General features: G+C 69.2%; 10 protein-coding genes. 8 read left to right on the forward strand and 2 right to left on the reverse strand.

Annotation, left to right across the window (positions count from 1 at the left end; genetic code table 11):
* The first annotated feature begins 86 nt into the window (after positions 1-86).
* The gene (locus WS46_RS25025; RefSeq protein WP_059526956.1) at positions 87-797 is read left to right on the forward strand and encodes a response regulator; all 711 of its coding nucleotides are present in this window, start codon (positions 87-89) and stop codon (positions 795-797) included.
* 64 nt (positions 798-861) lie between these two features.
* Positions 862-1,992: an ATP-binding protein gene (locus tag WS46_RS25030; protein ID WP_059692101.1), complete on the forward strand. Its 1,131-nt coding sequence runs from the start codon at positions 862-864 to the stop codon at positions 1,990-1,992.
* A gap of 6 nt (positions 1,993-1,998) precedes the next feature.
* Here WS46_RS25030 and WS46_RS25035 read toward each other — a convergent pair whose 3' ends face one another.
* On the reverse strand, positions 1,999-4,419 hold the full coding sequence (locus tag WS46_RS25035; RefSeq protein ID WP_059692102.1) for a patatin-like phospholipase family protein: 2,421 nt from the start codon (positions 4,417-4,419) through the stop codon (positions 1,999-2,001).
* A 271-nt stretch (positions 4,420-4,690) separates the two neighbouring features.
* On the opposite strand from WS46_RS25035, the gene WS46_RS25040 reads away from it, so the two are divergent.
* The 5 genes from WS46_RS25040 to WS46_RS25060 all read left to right on the forward strand — a co-directional run bounded on the left by WS46_RS25040 (position 4,691) and on the right by WS46_RS25060 (position 15,562).
* Entirely contained in the window at positions 4,691-5,725 is a 1,035-nt protein-coding gene (locus WS46_RS25040; protein ID WP_059526935.1) for a rod shape-determining protein, read from the forward strand.
* A 205-nt stretch (positions 5,726-5,930) separates the two neighbouring features.
* Positions 5,931-6,590, forward strand: a complete 660-nt coding sequence (locus WS46_RS25045; protein WP_059692103.1) for a YdcF family protein — start codon at positions 5,931-5,933, stop codon at positions 6,588-6,590.
* A 632-nt stretch (positions 6,591-7,222) separates the two neighbouring features.
* Complete coding sequence (locus WS46_RS25050; protein WP_059692104.1) at positions 7,223-12,826, forward strand: autotransporter domain-containing protein; 5,604 nt, start codon at positions 7,223-7,225, stop codon at positions 12,824-12,826.
* 155 nt (positions 12,827-12,981) lie between these two features.
* On the forward strand, positions 12,982-15,207 hold the full coding sequence (locus WS46_RS25055; protein WP_059692193.1) for an amylo-alpha-1,6-glucosidase: 2,226 nt from the start codon (positions 12,982-12,984) through the stop codon (positions 15,205-15,207).
* A 103-nt stretch (positions 15,208-15,310) separates the two neighbouring features.
* Positions 15,311-15,562, forward strand: a complete 252-nt coding sequence (locus WS46_RS25060) for a hypothetical protein (protein WP_059527240.1) — start codon at positions 15,311-15,313, stop codon at positions 15,560-15,562.
* Positions 15,563-16,060: 498 nt separating this feature from the next.
* Here the strand turns inward: WS46_RS25060 and penR are convergent, their stop codons facing one another.
* Positions 16,061-16,951: a beta-lactamase transcriptional regulator PenR gene (gene penR, locus WS46_RS25065; protein ID WP_059692105.1), complete on the reverse strand. Its 891-nt coding sequence runs from the start codon at positions 16,949-16,951 to the stop codon at positions 16,061-16,063.
* Between the two features lie 115 nt (positions 16,952-17,066).
* Between penR and blaPEN-bcc the strand changes: the two genes are divergently transcribed.
* Positions 17,067-17,960, forward strand: a complete 894-nt coding sequence (blaPEN-bcc, locus tag WS46_RS25070; RefSeq protein ID WP_059526920.1) for a PEN family class A beta-lactamase, Bcc-type — start codon at positions 17,067-17,069, stop codon at positions 17,958-17,960.
* Positions 17,961-18,009 lie beyond the last annotated feature (49 nt).

Genomic DNA, 18,009 nt, shown 5'->3' on the forward strand with positions numbered 1-18,009 from the left:
ATCATGCGGTACGTTTCGGCCGATGGCCGGCGGCCGGCGCAAGCCCGCCGCCGCCACGGTCTCCCCGTATGATCCGACCGTTGCCCATGTCTTTTCGCATCCTGCTCGTCGAAGACGACACCCGCCTGTCCACGCTGATCGCCGGCTACCTGCGCAAGAACGACTACGAAGTCGACACTGTGCTGCACGGTGACGCCGCCGTGCCGGCGATCCTGTCCACGCGCCCGGATCTCGTCATTCTCGACGTGAACCTGCCGGGCAAGGACGGCTTCGAGATCTGCCGCGAGGCGCGCAAGCAGTACGACGGCGTGATCATCATGGTGACGGCGCGCGACGAGCCGTTCGACGAGCTGCTCGGCCTCGAATTCGGCGCCGACGACTACGTGCACAAGCCGGTCGAGCCGCGCATCCTGCTCGCGCGGATCAAGGCGCAGCTGCGCCGCGTCCCCGCGCGCGCGGCCGAGGGTGCCGCGCCGCAGCCGGAGCGCTACACGTTCGGCCAGTTCTCGATCGACCGCACCGACCGTTCGGTCGTGCTGCCGGGCGGCAGCTCACCCGACCTCACGTCGGCCGAGTTCGACCTGCTGTGGGTGCTGGTGTGCCACGCGGGAGAAGTCGTCAGCCGCGACGACCTGATGCTGCAGCTGCGCGGCGTCGAGTTCGACGGTCTCGACCGTACGATCGACGGGCGCATCTCGAAGCTGCGCCGCAAGCTGCACGACGACGCGGGCAACCCGCAGCGGATCAAGACGATCCGCAGCAAGGGTTACCAGTTCAGCAAGCATGCGTGGGAATGACGCCGGCCCGGCACGACGCCGTCGGCCGCCGCATCCCCGCATCGCACGATAGCCGGAAGCCGCGATGATCCGACGCACCCCTTCGCATCCCGACGCAGCGCCGCTTTCGGCGCCGCGCTATGTCAAATGGCGCTGGCTGCATTTCCGCCGCGCGTGGACCGACACGCGCGCCGACCGCATTCCGAGCTGGTCGCGCCTGTACGTGCGGACTTACCTGCATCTGCTCGGCCTCGTGCTGCTGACCGCGCTCGTGCCGGCGCTCGCGTTGTGTGTGGTGCTGTCGCCGGAAGTCGTGTGGCACGCGTTCGACGCGCTGCCGGGCGATATCTGGATCGTGCTCGCGTTCGTGTTCGCCGCGCCCGCGCTTGCCGCGTATCGGTGGATGCGGCCGGTCTGGTCGGATCTGGTGATGGTGCGCGAGCGCGCGATCGACTTCACCGGCGGGCGCTTCAACACGCGCGCACGGGAGTCGCACAGCGTGATCATCGGCCCGCTCGCGCGCACGCTGAACGCGCTCGCGATGCGCATGGAACGGCTGATCGCCGCGCAGCGCGACCTGACGAACGGGATCTCGCACGAGCTGCGCACGCCGCTCGCGCGCGTGCGTTTCGCGCTCGAGATGCTGCGCGAACCGGGCTCCGCCGCCGAATACCACGGTGCGCTGGAGAGCATCGCGCAGGACGTGACCGAGCTCGAGGAGCTGATCGACATGAGCCTCACGTATGCGCGGCTCGAATACAGCTCGCTGCAGTCGAACCTCGAACTGACCGCGCCGGTCGCGTGGTTCGAGCACCAGATCAGCGACGCGCAGCTGCTGTATCCGGAGCGCGCGATCGAGTCGCGCATCGCGATCGCGTCGGACCTGCGCGTGAAGATGGACCGGCGGCTGATGTCGTACGCGATGCGCAACCTGCTGCGCAACGCGAGCAAATATGCGGCGTCGCGGATCGTCGTCGGGATCGCGATCGAGCACGGCAACATCGCGATCTTCGTCGAGGACGACGGCCCGGGCGTGCCGGAGAGCGAGCGCGAGCGGATCTTCGATGCGTTCGTGCGTCTCGACCGCCGCACGGGCGGCTACGGGCTCGGCCTCGCGATTACGCGGCAGGTGCTCCACGCGCACAACGGCCGGATCGCGGTCGTCGATCCGGTCGAGCTCGGCGGCGCGCGCTTCGAGATCAGCTGGCCGATCTGAGCGCCGTCAGTACGTGCGGCCGAGCTGCAGGTAGATGTTGCGCCGGCCGCCCGGCGCGAGCGCGACACCCATGTACAGCGGACCGAATGCGGTCGACAGGCTCGTGAAGAACGTGTAGCTCTGCTTGAGCGTGCCGCCGCCGACGTTCACGCCGCTCGACCACACGTTGCCGACTTCCGCGCTGGCGCCGACCGACAGCGCCTTGATCGGGGACGCGTTGAACGTCATCAGCTGGTTCATGTAGGTCACGTTGCCGTACGCGAGTTCGTTGCCGGTCAGCTGGTCGGCCGCATACGCGGCCAGATGCTGGAATCCGCCGAGCGTGAAGTTGAACGCGTTGATCAGGTTGGTGCCGCCGATGCTCTTGCCGCCCTCGATCGTTGCACTGACGCTGTGCCGGCCGAACTGCTGCGCGATCATCGCCTTGCCGTAGAGTTCGGTATAGGGCGTGTTGGACGCATCGGCGAGGTCCTGGGCGGACTGGGTGTTGTGCGACCACAGCGACCGTTCGACACGGAATTCGCCGTAGTAGCCGCGCCGCGGGAACATCGGATCGTCGAGCTGATCGATGACGAGCCGCGCACGCGCAGTCAGCGCCTGTGACGTGAAGCTCGGCCAGATCAGCGTCGAGCTGCCGTCGTCGAACGGGAATGGCAGGTTGTAGTTCGGCGAGCCATGCCCCGTCGCGTAGCCGATACCCATCCGGAAGTCGCCGAGCCGTGCGATCGGCAGGCCGAAGTCGAGCCCGGTGCGCGCCGTCTGCATCAAGTATTGATTCAGCTTCACCTCGCCGCTGTTGTCGTACAGGTTCACGTAGCGGCGCTGGTATTCCGCATAGGGCGAAATGTAGAAGCCGTACGCGGCCGGCAGCGGCTGGCGCAATTCGACGCGCGCCGACTGCAGATCGCTGCCGATCGTCGTGTCCGCGCGGAACTCCAGGCCCGATTCGGTGAGCCACGGCCGCCGGTAGCCGACGTGCAGGCGGAAGCCGCCCTCGTCGGTCGAGCTGCTCGACATCCCGACGCCGAACAGCAGGAAATTCGGCCCCCAGTATTTCTCCCGCGCATCGATCTCGAGCACGTTCTCGTCGCCGTGGCTCACGATCTGCTGCGTCACGCTCTCGAAATTGCCGCCGGTCGTCAGCCCGAGCAGGTCCTGGCTGACGGTCGCGGGATCGTAGGTGTCGCCCGGTTTCACATGCAGCGCGTCGCTGACGACACGCTTCGGCACGCCGCCGGTCGTCTTGATCTCGATCCGCGTGATGCGGATCGGCGGCGGCAGCGGTTGCGCATGCGCGGACCGGTAGGCCGCGTACTGCTCGGGCGTGAGCGCGAAGTGCCTGAGGCGCGGCAGCGCCGCGGTCGCGGCGGCCGCGCCGGCGGCGATCGCCTGCTTCGCGTTCTGGAAATCGGTGAACGCGAGCGCGCCGAGGTCGGGCGTGAGCAGCACGTCCTGCGCGGCGAGCTGCTTGCGCTGGGACGTCACGTTCTGGCGGATCAGGATGCCGACCATCTGCTGCATCACGTCGGCCGGCGATGCGAGCGCGTCGAGCGGGCGCAGCGGCGAGCCGATGTCGACGGCGATCACGACCTTCGCCCCCATCTGGCGCGCGGTGTCGACCGGCAGGTTGCTGACGAGCCCGCCGTCGACGAGCGCGCGGCCGTTGATCTCGGCCGGCGCGAACAGGCCGGGCATCGCCATGCTCGCGCGGATCGCGAGCGGCAGCGAGCCGTGGTCGAGCACGACCATCTGGCCCGTCTGCAGGTCGGTCGCGACCGCGCGATACGGGATCGGCAACTGGTCGAACGGCTGGTTGGTCGGCACGGCGGCGGTCCAGTTCGCGAGCAGCGCCTGCAGCCGGTTGCCCTGCACGAGGCCGACCGGCGCCTTCACGCCTTTCTTGCCGAAGCCGAGCGTCAGGCTGTTGATGTACAGTCGCTCGTCCTCGCGGCTGCTTTGCGGCAGGTCCGCGCGGTCGGTCACGTCGAACGCGATGTCGGCCAGGTTCACCTCCGACAGCTGCTTCTGCATCTCGTCGGCGGCCATCCCGCTCGCATACAGGCCGCCGACCACGGCACCCATGCTGGTGCCGGCGATGCAGTCGATCGGAATGCGGTTCTCCTCGAGCACCTTCAGCACGCCCAGGTGCGCGTATCCGCGGGCGCCGCCGCCGGACAGCACGAGGCCGATCGCCGGCCGGCCGGCCGGGCCGCCGTCGGCGTTGCAGGTCGGTGCGGGCTTGGCGGCGGGGGCGGCGGCCGTCGCGGCGAGCGCGCCCGGTGCGGCGGCAGTGGCCGCCGTCACGGGGCCGGCGGGGGTGTCGGCGGCCGGCAAGGGCTGCGCGGCAACGGTGCAGCACCAGAGCGCAACGAGCGTTGCGCCGAGTGGGCGCACCCCGAGCCAGCGGGGAAAAGCGGTCGCTGTCATGGAGGAATACCTGGCGTGATCGGTCGTCGGACGCCTGCCGGGAGCAGGCAAGACCGAGAGATTACCGTGTTTTACAAGCGCGACGCGAGAGGCCGATGCGTAGCCGCGGGCCTGCCGAAACGCACATTCGGCAATCTCGTCGCGAAAAAATCATCGGAATTGTCTAAAGTACCGGAACGATTTGCCGCTAAGTCCATGATGGGGCGGTAAAAGCGCGCCGCGGGAACGCGGCCTGGCCATTTCGGCCGGTTTGTTCAAAAAAAGGCTTGATATGTCGACACCGCTGTTCGGAAAGTTGTTTGCGCAACCCGTTGCGATCGACCCTGGAACGGCGAGTACGCGGATTTATACGCACGAGCGCGGCGTGGTGCTGAACCAGCCGTCGGTCGTGTGTTTTCGCAAGGGCGGCGCGACCGACGCGCGACCGACGCTCGAAGCGGTCGGCGAGCTCGCGAAGGCGCTGCTCGGCCGTGAGCCGGGGCATCTGGAGGCCGTGCGGCCCATGCGGCATGGCGTGATCGCCGATGCGCACGCCGCCGAGCAGATGATCCGCCGCTTCATCGACATGTCGCGCACGCGTTCGCGTTTCGGCCGCCGCGTCGAGGTCACGCTGTGCGTGCCGTCGGATGCGACGGCGGTCGAGCGCCGCGCGATCCGCGAGGCCGCGTTCGCCGCCGGTGTATCGGACGTCGAACTGATCGAGGAAGCGCTCGCCGCCGGACTCGGCGCGGGCCTGCCGGTCACCGAGCCGGTCGGCTCGATGGTGATCGATATCGGCGGCGGGACGACCGAAGTCGCGGTGATCGCGCTCGGCGGCATCGTCTACCGCGAGGCGATCCGGGTGGGCGGCAACCAGTTCGACGCGGCGATCGTCAACCACGTGCGCAACCTGTACGGTGTGCTGCTCGGCGAGCAGACCGCCGAGCGCGTGAAGAATTCGATCGGCTCGGCCACCAGCGCGGTGCCGCGCACGTCGACGCGCGCGATCGGGCGCGGCGTCGCGGACGGCCTGCCGCGCTCGATCGAGCTGTCCAACCACGACGTGGCGGACGCGCTGGCCGCACCGCTCAAGCAGGTGATCGGCGCGGTGAAGTCGGTGCTGGAGAATGCGCCGGCCGAACTCCTGACCGACATCGCCCATCGCGGCGTGGTGCTCACGGGCGGCGGCGCGCTGCTCGCGGGCCTCGAACGCCTGCTGCGCGACGAGACCGGGCTGACCGCGCGGATCGCCGACGAGCCGGCCACCTGCGCGGTGCGCGGCGCGGGGGAGGCGATGGGGCGGCTCGCGACGTGTCCGGTGGATTGACGCCGGCCGGGCCGGCGCATTGGCACTCCTCGCCGGTCTTTCGAACCCCGAATCGCCAGCATGCCGAACGTCGTCCGGATTCTCCGGACACGCTCGGCAGGTCGTATCGACCGCGTTACCTGGACAGGCGCAAGCGCGCCGTGGCAGCATGCCGGGCCGTGTGCCGTGCAAACCGGCGGCATGCTTCCCCAGGAGTCCGACACCTTTGAACCAGCGTTTCAAGAAGGGCCGTGCGGCCCGGATCGGCCGCGTGCTGGCCGCTTTCGCGTGTTTGTGGATCGTCGCGGCCGTCGTGCTCGTCGGAACCGGGATGCGGATGCCGAGCGCGCCGGCCGACGTCGCGGTGATCTTCGGCAATGCGCTCGACGACGGCGGCGCGCCGAAACCGGTGCTCGCGGCGCGGCTCGATGTCGGCGTGCGCTGCTATCGCACCGGGCAGTGTCCGGCGTTCCTCGTCAGCGGCGCGATCGACGGCCCAGGGCTGAACGAGGCGACCGCGATGCGCGACCATCTGGTCGCGCGCGGCGTGCCGGCCGACCGGATCGCCGTCGACGACCAGGGCGACAACACGCTCGCGACCGCGCAGCACACGCGCGCGTACATGCAGGCGCACCGGATGTCGCGCGTGCTGATCGTCAGCCAGTATTACCACCTCGCGCGGGCGCGCCTCGCGTTCGAGCGGGTCGGCATCGCGCCCGCGAACATCTCGGCCGCGTATCCGCGCCGCTTCCAGTGGCGCGATATCTATTCGAGCTGGCGGGAAGTGCCCGCATACGCGATCTACGCACTGCGCCTGTGGCTCGATCCCGATGCGCGACCCATGTCGTTCCGGCCGATGCTCTATCTGATGAGCCTGTTTTCGTAACACGCCGTGCCGGCCGGGAATCGATCGATTTCACGGCTTTCATTTTCATTTCAAAACGGCGATTTCACGTGCGCCTGATTCGAACGTGCCTGGCGGGACGTTGAAAATCCGTGCTTTCAATTAGCAAATGAAATGGATCCGGATAATGTGTGCCGACTGCCGCCGTCGTCATTCATATCGCACCGCGAAAATCCAGCCGGCGATTCAGTGCGAAATATCGGTGTTTTCACGGATTCCGCGGCGTCGGTAGCTTGGCCCCGGATTTTTCCGGAATGACCGGGAAGCCTGCGTAAGCCGGTCGCTTCACGCATTTCCCCAAGTAAAAAATACGCATTCGATTGACCTCGATCAGATAACGAAACATCGACTGGAAAACCGCATTTTTTTGATATAGCCTAGTCTGACAAAAGCAGGCGGAAATCAAATCAACCAGAAAGTCGCTGCATAAAAAAACGAGGGGTCGCGATCATGGCATCCGGTTAGTTTTGCGTTCGCAAACGAGAATCGATTAACCAGCAGTTCATCCACGAATAAACCGACGTCGTTCCGCGACCGCCGGAGGGCACGCTTGCGTCCCGGATTTTCCGCTGTCGCCGGTCCGATCAGCATCCATGCCGATGATGAGGGGAAGCATGAACATTGCGCATTCGAAGAAGAGCGGGGAGCCGTTTCCGAGATTCCTGTTGCCGACGGGGGTTTTCCTGGCATTGTCCGGCGCGGGCATCGTTCCCGCGTACGCGACCTGCAGCACGGCGGGCACCACGGTCACCTGCTCGGGCGTCGCGAATCCGCTGGCGCCGAGCTATGCGAACAGCGCGAACAACCTGAACGTCACCGTCAATCCCGGCGCGAGCGTCGGCGTGCTGCTGGGCGTCGGCGGCACCGCGATGTCGCTGACCGGGAACAACAACACGCTGACCAACAACGGCTTGATCGACCCGTCCGCGCTCGGCTCGGGGCTCGGCGTGCTGTCGAGCGGGGCGGTGGTCGGCAATGCGTCGGCGAGCAGCACCACCGTCACCAACAACGGCACGATGAACGGCTCGACCGGGGTGGCGATCAGCGGCGTGACCGGCATGGCGCTGTCGGTCCAGAACGGCACCGGCGGCACGTCGACCATCAACAACACCGGCACGATCGGCTCGAATCCGCTGGTCGGCGCGACGCTGTCCGGCGCGGATGCACCCGTGGTCGCCGCGTACGGCGGCGGCACGGTCAACATGACGAACAGCGGGACGATCAACGGCCGCGTGTCGCTCGGCACCAACGGTACGCCCGGGCAGGGCAACACGTTCACGAACTCGGGCACGATCAACGGCGGCGTGTCGATGGGCGCGAACAGCAACAACACGTTCAACGCGGTGACGGGCTCGTCGGTCAACGCGGCGGGCGGCACCGGCGGCGCGTTCAACATCACGATCGGGCCGAACACGATCAACGTGGCGGCGACGGGGATCGTCGACGGCGGCGCGGGCGGCAACAACACGCTGAACCTGCAGCAGGGCACCTCAGCGAACGGCACGATCGCGGTCAACAATTACATCAACTTCAATCATCTCGACGTCACGAGCGGCAACTGGACGATCAACGGCCCGTCGACCGCGCAGGACGCGACGCTCGCGGGCGGCGTCGCGATCATCAACGACAACGCGTCGCTCGGCACGGGCACGATCACGGCCAACGGCGGTGCGTTGCAGGCGGGCACGGCGGGGCTCAACGTGTCGAACAACGTGGCGCTCGGCACCGCGCTGACGGTGCAGGGCGCGACGGGGCTCACGCTGTCGGGCACGGTATCGGGCAGCGGCGCGCTGACGAAGAACGACGGCGGCACGCTGACGCTGTCGGGCGCCAACACCTATGCGGGCGGCACGAACTTGAACGGCGGCGGCCTCGTGGCCGGCAACAACCTGGCGCTCGGCACGGGCGCGCTGAACGTCAATGCGGCGGCGTCGCTCGACACGAGCGCGAGCGTCACGCTCAACAATGCGGTCAATCTCAACAACAGTGCGACGCTGACGCTCGGCGGCAGCAACGACCTCGGGCTGTCCGGCACGATCAGCGGAAACGGCGGCCTGGTGAAGAACGGCGCGGCGACGCTGTCACTGAGCGGCGTGAACACCTACACGGGCGACACGACGATCGTCAGCGGCACGCTTGCGCTGAGCGGTGCGGGCAGTCTCGCGGCGACCGGCACGGTGAACCTGACCGGCGCGGGCGCGACATTCGACCTGGGCGGCGCGTCGGGCGCGCGGACGATCGGCGCGCTGTCCGGCGCGGCCGGCACGAACGTGACCCTCGGCGCCAACACGCTGACGCTCGACGGCACCGTCAACGCGACCTACGCGGGCACGATCGGCGGTGCGGGCAGCGTGACGCTGTCCGGCCCCGGCACGCAATCGCTGACCGGCACGAACACGTATACGGGCGGCACGAACCTGAACGGCGGCAACCTCGTCGTCGGCAGCAACGCGGCGCTGGGTTCGGGCGCGGTGAACGTCAACGGCTCGTCGACGCTCGATGCGACCACCAACGTGTCGCTCGCGAACGGCATCAACGTCGCCACCGGCACGACGCTGACCGTGGTCGGCAGCACCGATCTCGGGCTCGGCGGCACGATCTCCGGCGGCGGCGGGCTCGTGAAGAACGGCGCGGCGACGCTGACGCTGAACGGTGCGAACAACTACACGGGCGGCACGACGCTGAACGCGGGCGTCCTCGCGCTCGGCAATGCCGCGGCCCTCGGTACCGGCACGCTGACCGTCGGCGGCGCGGCGACGCTCGATGCGACCACGAACCTGGCGATCGGCAACGCGATCGATCTCGGCGCGAGCACGGCGCTCACGCTGGGCGGCAGCAATGCACTCGGGCTGGGCGGCGGGATTTCCGGCACGGGCGCGCTGGTGAAGAACGGCGCGGCGACCGTGACGCTGACGGGCGCGAACACGTATACGGGCGGCACGACGATCAACGCAGGCACGCTGGCGATCGGCGCGGGCGGCAGCCTGGCGGGGACCGGCGCGATGAATCTGGCGAACGCGGGCGCGACGCTCGACCTGAGCGGTGCGACCGCGGGCACGCAGTCGATCGGCGCGCTGGACGGCGTGGCCGGCACGACCGTGAATCTCGGCGCCAACACGCTGACGCTGGGCGGGACGACCGGCGGCACGTTCAACGGGGCGATCGGCGGGACCGGCAGCCTGACGCTGGCCGGCACCGGCACGCAGACGCTGAACGGCGCAAGCACCTATTCGGGCGGCACGAACCTCAATAGCGGCGGCCTGGTGCTCGGCAACGCCGCGGCCCTCGGCACCGGCGCGCTGAACGTCGGCGGCGCGGCGACGCTCGATACGAACACGAACCTGTCGATGACGAATGCGGTTGCTCTCGGCACGGGCGCGACGCTGACGCTCGGCGGCAGCAATACGCTCGGATTGAGCGGCGCGATCTCCGGCACGGGCGCGCTCGTGAAGGACGGCGCGGCGACCACGACGCTGACGGGCGCGAACACGTACACCGGCGGCACGACGATCAACGCGGGCACGCTGGCGGTCGGCGCGGGCGGCAGCCTGGCCGCGACCGGCGCGATGAATCTCGCGAACGCGGGCGCGACGCTCGACCTGAGCGGTGCGACGGGTGCGCAAACGCTCGGCGCGCTGTCGGGCGTGGCCGGCAGCAACGTGAATATCGGCGCCAACGCGCTGACGCTGGGCGGGACGGGCAGCGGCACGTTCAACGGGGCGATCGGCGGGACCGGCAGCCTGACGCTGGCCGGCACCGGCACGCAGACGCTGAACGGCGCAAGCACCTATTCGGGCGGCACGAACCTCAATAGCGGCGGCCTGGTGCTCGGCAACGCCGCGGCACTCGGCACCGGCGCGCTGAACGTCGGCGGCGCGGCGACGCTCGATACGAACACGAACCTGTCGATGACGAATGCGGTTGCTCTCGGCACGGGCGCGACGCTGACGCTCGGCGGCAGCAATACGCTCGGATTGAGCGGCGCGATCTCCGGCACGGGCGCGCTCGTGAAGGACGGCGCGGCGACCACGACGCTGACGGGCGCGAACACGTATACCGGCGGCACGACGATCAACGCGGGCACGCTGGCGGTCGGCGCGGGCGGCAGCCTGGCGGCGACGGGCCCGGTGAACCTCGCCGGCACCGGCGCGACGCTCGACCTGAGCGGCGCGACGGGCGCGCAAACGCTCGGCGCGCTGTCGGGCGTGGCCGGCAGCAACGTGAGCCTCGGCGGCAACGCGCTGACGCTGGGCGGAACCGCCAGCGGCGTGTTCGGCGGGGTGATCGGCGGGACCGGCGGCCTGACGGTCGCGGGCACCGGCATCCAGACGCTGACGGGCGCGAACACGTACACGGGCGGCACGACGATCGCGGCGGGCGGCACGCTGCAGCTCGGCAACGGCGGTACGTCGGGCAGCGTGGTCGGCAATGTCGTCGACAATGGCGCGCTGATCTTCAACCAGTCCGCCCACGTGACGCTCGCGAGCGTGCTGTCCGGCACCGGCTCGCTGACCCAGGCCGGCAGCGGACAACTGACGCTGACGGGCCTCAGTACGCTGAGCGGTCCCACCACCGTCGCCGCGGGCACGCTCGCCGTCGACGGTTCGCTCGGCCAGTCGACCGTGACCGTGCAGAGCGGCGCGACGCTGACGGGCACCGGCACGGTCGGCGGGGTCGTCGTGCAGAGCGGCGCGTTCGCGGCCGTGTCGCAGCCGGGCGCGGCGCTGAACGTCGCCGGCAACGTCACGTTCCAGCCGGGCTCGACGCTGCAGGTCGCGGTCACGCCGCAGCAGGGCGGCAGCATCGCGGCGAGCGGCGCGGCCACGCTGAACGGCGGCACCGTGCAGGTGCTCGCGAACCAGGCCAGCTACCAGCCGACCACGAAGTACACGATCCTCACCGCATCGTCGGGCGTGCAGGGCACGTTCAGCCAGGTGAATTCGAACTACGCGTTCCTGATGCCGACGCTCAGCTACGATCCGGACCACGTGTACCTGCAGCTCGTCACGAACGGCACGTCGCTGCCCGATGTCGCGACGACGCCGAACCAGCGCGCGGTCGCGACCGCGATCGGCGCGCTCGGCACGGGCAATCCGCTGTACGACACGATACTGACGACCGACGCGGCCACCGCGCGCCGGGCCTACGGGATGCTCGACGGCGAACTGCAGGCGAGCCTGAAGAGCATGCTGCTGCTCGACAGCCGCTACGTGCGCGATGCCGTCACCGATCGCGTGCGCCAGGGCCTCGCACCCGGATCGGGGCCGCTCGCCGCGCTGTCGTCGGGCGGCGCCGCGCTGTGCGGCGACAACACGGCCGGTGTCGCCGACCCGACGTTGCCGCCGGAGCGCCGGATCGGTTCGCGCGAAGGATGCTATGGCGGCACGCCGTATCAGCCGGTGGTCTGGGGGCAGGCGTTCGGCGGCCGCAGCAGGCTCGCGGGCGACGGCAACACGTCGGCGATCAACCGCAGCATGACGGGCTTCATCGCCGGTGCCGACATGGCGCTCAACGACAAGTGGCGGGCCGGCCTGGCCGCCGGGGTCACGCACAGCTCGCTCGACAACGACCAGAGCTCGTCGGCGTCGGTCAACAGCTATTACCTGTCGCTGTACGGCGGCGCGCAGTACGGTGCGCTCGGCGTGCGCGGCGGCGCGTCGTACACGTGGTACCGGATCAACAGCGACCGCAATCCGGGCTTCGCGGGCTTCTCCGATCACGATTCGGCCGGCTACAACGCGCATTCCGCGCAGGTGTTCGGCGAAGTCGGCTATGCGCTGCCGGTCGGGCCGGTCGCGCTCGAACCGTTCGCGGGTCTTGCCTACGTGAACCTGCATACCGACGGCTATACGGAAAGCGGCGGCGCGGCCGCGCTGCGCGCCGGCGGCGAGACGACCCACGTCGGTTTCTCGACGCTCGGCGTGCGTGCCGCGTCGCAGCTCGGCACGATCGCGAGCGGCACGTTCACCGCGCGCGGGACGGTCGGCTGGCGGCACGCGTTCGGCAACGTGCAGCCGTCGTCGGCGTTCACGTTCGCGAACGGCGGTACGTCGTTCCAGGTGTCGGGCGTGCCGATTGCTCGCGACAGCGCGGTGCTCGAAGCGGGTATCGACGCGACCATCACGAAGCGCCTGACGCTCGGCCTCACGTTCAGCGGCCAGTACGGCAGCGGCGTGCGTGACAACGCGGTGCTCGGCAACATCCTGTGGAAATTCTGAGCGCTGCCTGATGTGCCTGTGCGCGACCTCGTGCGGCGACGGCAACGCCGCGGGGGTCGCGTCTTTTTCGTCGCTGCGCGCACTCCCCGTTCTGGCCTATCCTGTGCGAAACACGCGACGCGCACCGCGCGTTGCGCCTCGACACAGGAGCATCGATGCCGAATCACGCCGAAGCCACCACGACGCAGGCGCCGCAAGTCGCGCCGGTTCCCCCCACCCAGGCGACGGGCGCCGCGTTCATCGCCCCCGAAGCCGATCCGCAGGCACTCGCACGCAACAACCAGTACGTATTGAAATCCGGCGATGCGTTCGTCGTCAGCGACGCGCTCGGCGACATCGGCGGCCATGACGACGGCCTGTTCGTCGACGACATGCGCGTGCTGTCGACATGGCGCCTGACCTTCGGCGGCCGCGCGCCGTCGCTGCTGTCGGGCGCGACGAGCGCGGACAACGCGTCGTTCACCGCGCACCTGACGAACCGCCCGCTGCCGCCGCTCGGCGGCCGCGAGACGCCCGAGGGCGTGATCCACATCGAACGGATGCGCGTGCTCGCGGGCGACGTGCTGTACGAAGCGCTGACGCTGACGAACTACGGCGCGAGCGAGGCCGAGGTGCCGCTGTCGCTGTCGTTCGCGGCCGATTTCAAGGACATGTTCGAAGTGCGCGGCACGCCGCGCCCGAAGCGCGGCACGGTGGTCGCGCCGCGCGTCGACGCCGGGGCGGTGCGGCTGCGCTACGACGGCCTCGACAAGGTCGAGCGCAACGTGACCGTGCATTTCTCGCCGGCGCCCGACGCGCTGTCGGTCGATCGCGCCGATTACACGCTGACGATCGCCGCGCAGGCGTGCGTGTCGATCTACCTGACCGTCGACGCGACGCTCGGCCCCGCGCACGACGGGGAAGGCCCGGGATGCGGCCGCGTCGCGCTGCGCACCGCGCTCGTCGGCGTGCATCGCGAGATGCGCTCGCGGCGCGAGTCGATGGCGCGCGTGAACACCGGCAATCCGCTGTTCGACGCATGGCTCGACCGGTCGCTCGCGGATCTCGGGCTGCTCACGACGCAGCTCGACACCGGGCCGTATCCGTATGCGGGCATTCCGTGGTTCTCGACGCCGTTCGGCCGCGACGCGGTGATCACGTCGCTGCAGATGCTGTGGCTGCAGCCGTCGCTCGCGCGCGGCGTGCTGCGCTTTCTCGCGGAGCACCAGGCGCGCGAGACGTCCGCGTTTCGCGACGCGGAGCCCGGCAAGATCATGCACGAGTTCCGCCGCAGCGAGATGGCCGCGACGGGCGAGGTGCCGTTCGCGCTGTATTACGGCGGCGTCGACACGACCCCGCTGTTCATCGTGCTCGCGGGCGCGTACGTCGAACACACCGGCGACGACGCGCTGATCGACGAGCTGTGGCCCGCGCTCGAGCGCGCCGCGCAGTGGGTGATCGACAAGTGCGACCGCAATCCGTACGGGCTGCTCGATTACCAGCGCACGTCGGAGCGCGGCCTCGCGAACCAGGGCTGGAAGGACAGCCACGATTCGGTGTTCCACGCGGACGGGCGCTTCCCCGACGGCCCGATCGCGCTGGTCGAAGTGCAGGCGTATGCGTGCGCGGCGCTCGATGCGATGTCGATGTGCTCGCACCGGCGCGGCCACGCGGCTGACTCGACGCGCTACGCGTTGCGCGCGAAGGCGCTGCGCGACCAGGTCGACGCGCTGTTCTGGATGCCGGAGGGCGAGTTCTACGGGATCGCGCTCGACGGTCACGGCGACCTGTGCCGCGTGCTGGCGTCGAACGCGGGCCATCTGCTCGCGTTCGGGCTGCCCGACGCCGAGCGCGGCGCGGCGGTCGCCGGCGTGCTCGGCTCGACGCTGTTCCAGACGGGTTGGGGCATTCGCACGCTCGCGGCCGGCCAGCCGCGCTTCAATCCGATGGCCTATCACAACGGTTCGGTGTGGCCGCACGACAATGCGCTGATCGCGCGCGGGCTTGCGCGCTACGGCGACAAGACGGCCGCGGTGAACCTGCTGCGCGCGCTGTTCGAAGCCGCGGTCAGTTTCGAGATGCGGCTGCCGGAGCTGTTCTGCGGGTTCCCGCGCCGGCGCGGCGAGCCGCCGACGGCTTATCCGGTCGCTTGCCTGCCGCAGGCGTGGGCGGCCGGTGCGCCGTTCATGATGCTGCAGGCCTGTCTCGGCGTGAGCGTGGACGCGGCGCGCCACGAAGTGCGCGTCGAGCGCCCGGCGCTGCCCGAAGGCGTCGACTGGCTGCGCATCGACGAACTGCGGGTCGGCGACGAAACCGTATCGCTGACGTTCCGGCGCGTCGATGGCCAGGTGGTCGCGGCGGCGGCGCAGCCGGGGCGGGTGAAGGTGGTCGCGGTGCTGTAGTCGTGCAGCGGCCTGCACGGACGTTGCGCGATGTCGCGCCACGTCCGCGCGCAGCGGCATAGAATCGTGACATGACCCTTGAACGATGGCGGAGGCACCTACGATGACGACCGACAATCGGCCCGACGACGGCGAGCACAAGCTCGAGAATCTGGAAGCGGCGGTCGACCACCTGCACAAGTCGATCGAGTCGCAGAGCATCGCGGCTGGCGCGGCGAAGGGCATCCTGTTCAGCCTGATCGAAACGCTCGGCGCGCTGATCGGCGATCCCGACCTGCCCGAACATGCGCGTTCCGGATACGAGGCGCTGCGCGACAAGGCGCGTGATTTGCGCGGCGGGCTCGACCGCCATTGATGAACCGGCAGCGCGGGCGTCGGCCACACGGCCCGCGCCGGTGCTGCCCAATCCTGCGCGGCGCGCACAAAACCCCGTGCGCTCAACGAGTTAGCCCGCCGGTGCGCAGGATATCCACAAGCTTGCCAACACAATCTGTGGAGAACCGTCCGGCCCCCAAAACCGGCTGCGTGGTGCAGGCCTCGAGGCCGCAAACGATGCCGCGTCATTGACCTGTCTGGCCCGATCTACTGAATCCCCTTTTGTATCAGGATGTTACGCGTCACATTGGTGGAATATCCACAGGCTTGCCAACAAAATCTGTGGATAAGTCTGACGCGATTGCTTCCTGATGGTTGAGGATCGGGCGCGCGGCGGCCGGCAGGCTCGCGCCTTTGCGCACGGGCTGCCCGATGCGTGCATCGGCGCGGTAATTCGTGCACGATCAACGGGTTAGGCCCCGGGTACCCAGGATATCCACACCCTTGCCAACACAATCTGTGGACAAGCACGGCGCCATCATTCGACCGGCGCCGCGTCGGCCGCTTCCGCAACGATCCAGTCGCGGAACAGCGTCATCGCCGGCGTGAGCGGCTTCGACTTCAGCGACGTGAGCCAGTAGCCGCCCGCGCGCACGTCGATGTCGAGCGGCCGCGCGAGCTGGCCGAGCTGCAATTCGCGCGCGAACATGCAGGCCGGCGCGAGCGCGATGCCCGCGCCCTGCATCGCGGCCTCGACCATCAGCCGCGACGAATCGAACACGGGCCCGTTCACCGCCCACGGTTCGAGCTGCGCGGCGTCGAACCAGCCGAGCCATTCGTCGGTGCGGTACGAGCGCAGCAGCGTTTCGTTCGCGAGATCGGCCGGCCGTGCGAGACGCCGCGCGATCTCCGGCGCGCACAGCGCGGTGAGCGGTGCGTCGAGCAGCCGCTCGTTGCGCGTCGCCGGCCAGTTGCCTTCGCCGAAGCGGATCGCGAAATCGAGGCCCTCGGCCGCGAGGTCGACGACGTTGTTGTTGGTCCGCAGCCGCAGCTCGACGAACGGGTGCGTGTCGCCGAAGCGCTTCAACCGTGGCATTAGCCAGCCTAGGGCAAAGGTGCCGACCGCGCCGAGCGTCAGCACCTCGTGGAAGCGCCCGCCCTCGAACTGCTTGAGCACGGTCTCGATCCGGCTGAATGCGTCGCTGAGCACCGGCAGCAGCGCGCGCCCTTCGTCGGTGAGCCCGAGGCCGCGCGGCAGCCGGGTGAACAGCGCGCAGCCGAGCCGCTCCTCGAGCGAGCGCACCTGCTGGCTGACGGCGGCCTGGGTCACGCTCAGCTCGAGGCCGGCGCGCGTGAAGTTCAGGTGGCGCGCCGACGATTCGAACGCGCGCAAGGCATTCAGCGGAAGATGAGGGCGGAGCTTGGTCATAAGAATTTCTTGTGGCAGCGCTCAATTATCGTTGCTTGTCAGGCAACCGTAAAGTCACGATAGTGCTGTCTCGGCGGCCGGCCGTTCCGTATTCATCCACCACGAGAGACACGACATGACCTACTCATCGCAACGTCGAACCCTGTTGCTGGCCGCCGCAACGGCGCCGCTCGTCCTGACCGTCGCCGCGTGTGCGTCGCCGCCGGCCGCGGGGCGGGACGTTTCGTCCGCGACGTCGTTTGCCGCGCTCGAGCGCGCGGCGGGCGGCCGTCTCGGCGTGTGCGCGATCGACACCGCGAGCGGCCTGCACGCGCTGCATCGCGCGGACGAGCGCTTCCCGTTCTGCAGCACGTTCAAGGCGATGCTGAGCGCGGCGGTGCTCGCGCAGAGCGTCGAGCACCCGGGGCTGCTGCAGCAGCGCGTGACGATCGCGCAGTCCGATCTCGTGAACTACTCGCCGGTGTCGGGCAAGCACGTCGGCACCGGCATGACCGTCGCCGAGTTGTGCGAGGCGGCGATCCAGTACAGCGACAACTCGGCCGCGAACCTGGCGATGAAGCTGATCGGCGGGCCGGAGGCGGTGACCGCGTATGCACGCTCGATCGGCGACGACATGTTTCGGCTCGATCGCTGGGAGACCGAACTGAACACCGCGTTGCCGGGCGACCCGCGCGACACGACGACGCCCGCCGCGATGGCCGCGAGCATGCGCGTGCTCACGCTCGGCGACGCGCTGCCGCCCGTGCAGCGTGCACGGCTCATCGCGTGGCTGCGCGGCAACAAGGTCGGCGACAAGCGGATTCGCGCGGGCGTGCCGGCCGGGTGGCAGGTGGCCGACAAGACCGGCACCGGCGACTACGGGACGACGAACGATGCAGGAGTGATCTGGCCGCCGTCGCGTGCGCCGATCGTGCTCGTCGTGTACTACACGCAGGCGCGTGCCGATGCGAAGGCGAAGGACGACGTGATCGCCGCCGCCGCGCGCATCGCGGTCGCGACGTTCGCCTGAGCGCGTGGCGCGGCGTGCGTTCATCGACGGATGGGCGAAGCGATGGAGG

Origin of the sequence: Burkholderia sp. RF4-BP95 (assembly GCF_001521985.1) — a bacterium.
Lineage (GTDB): Bacteria > Pseudomonadota > Gammaproteobacteria > Burkholderiales > Burkholderiaceae > Burkholderia > Burkholderia diffusa.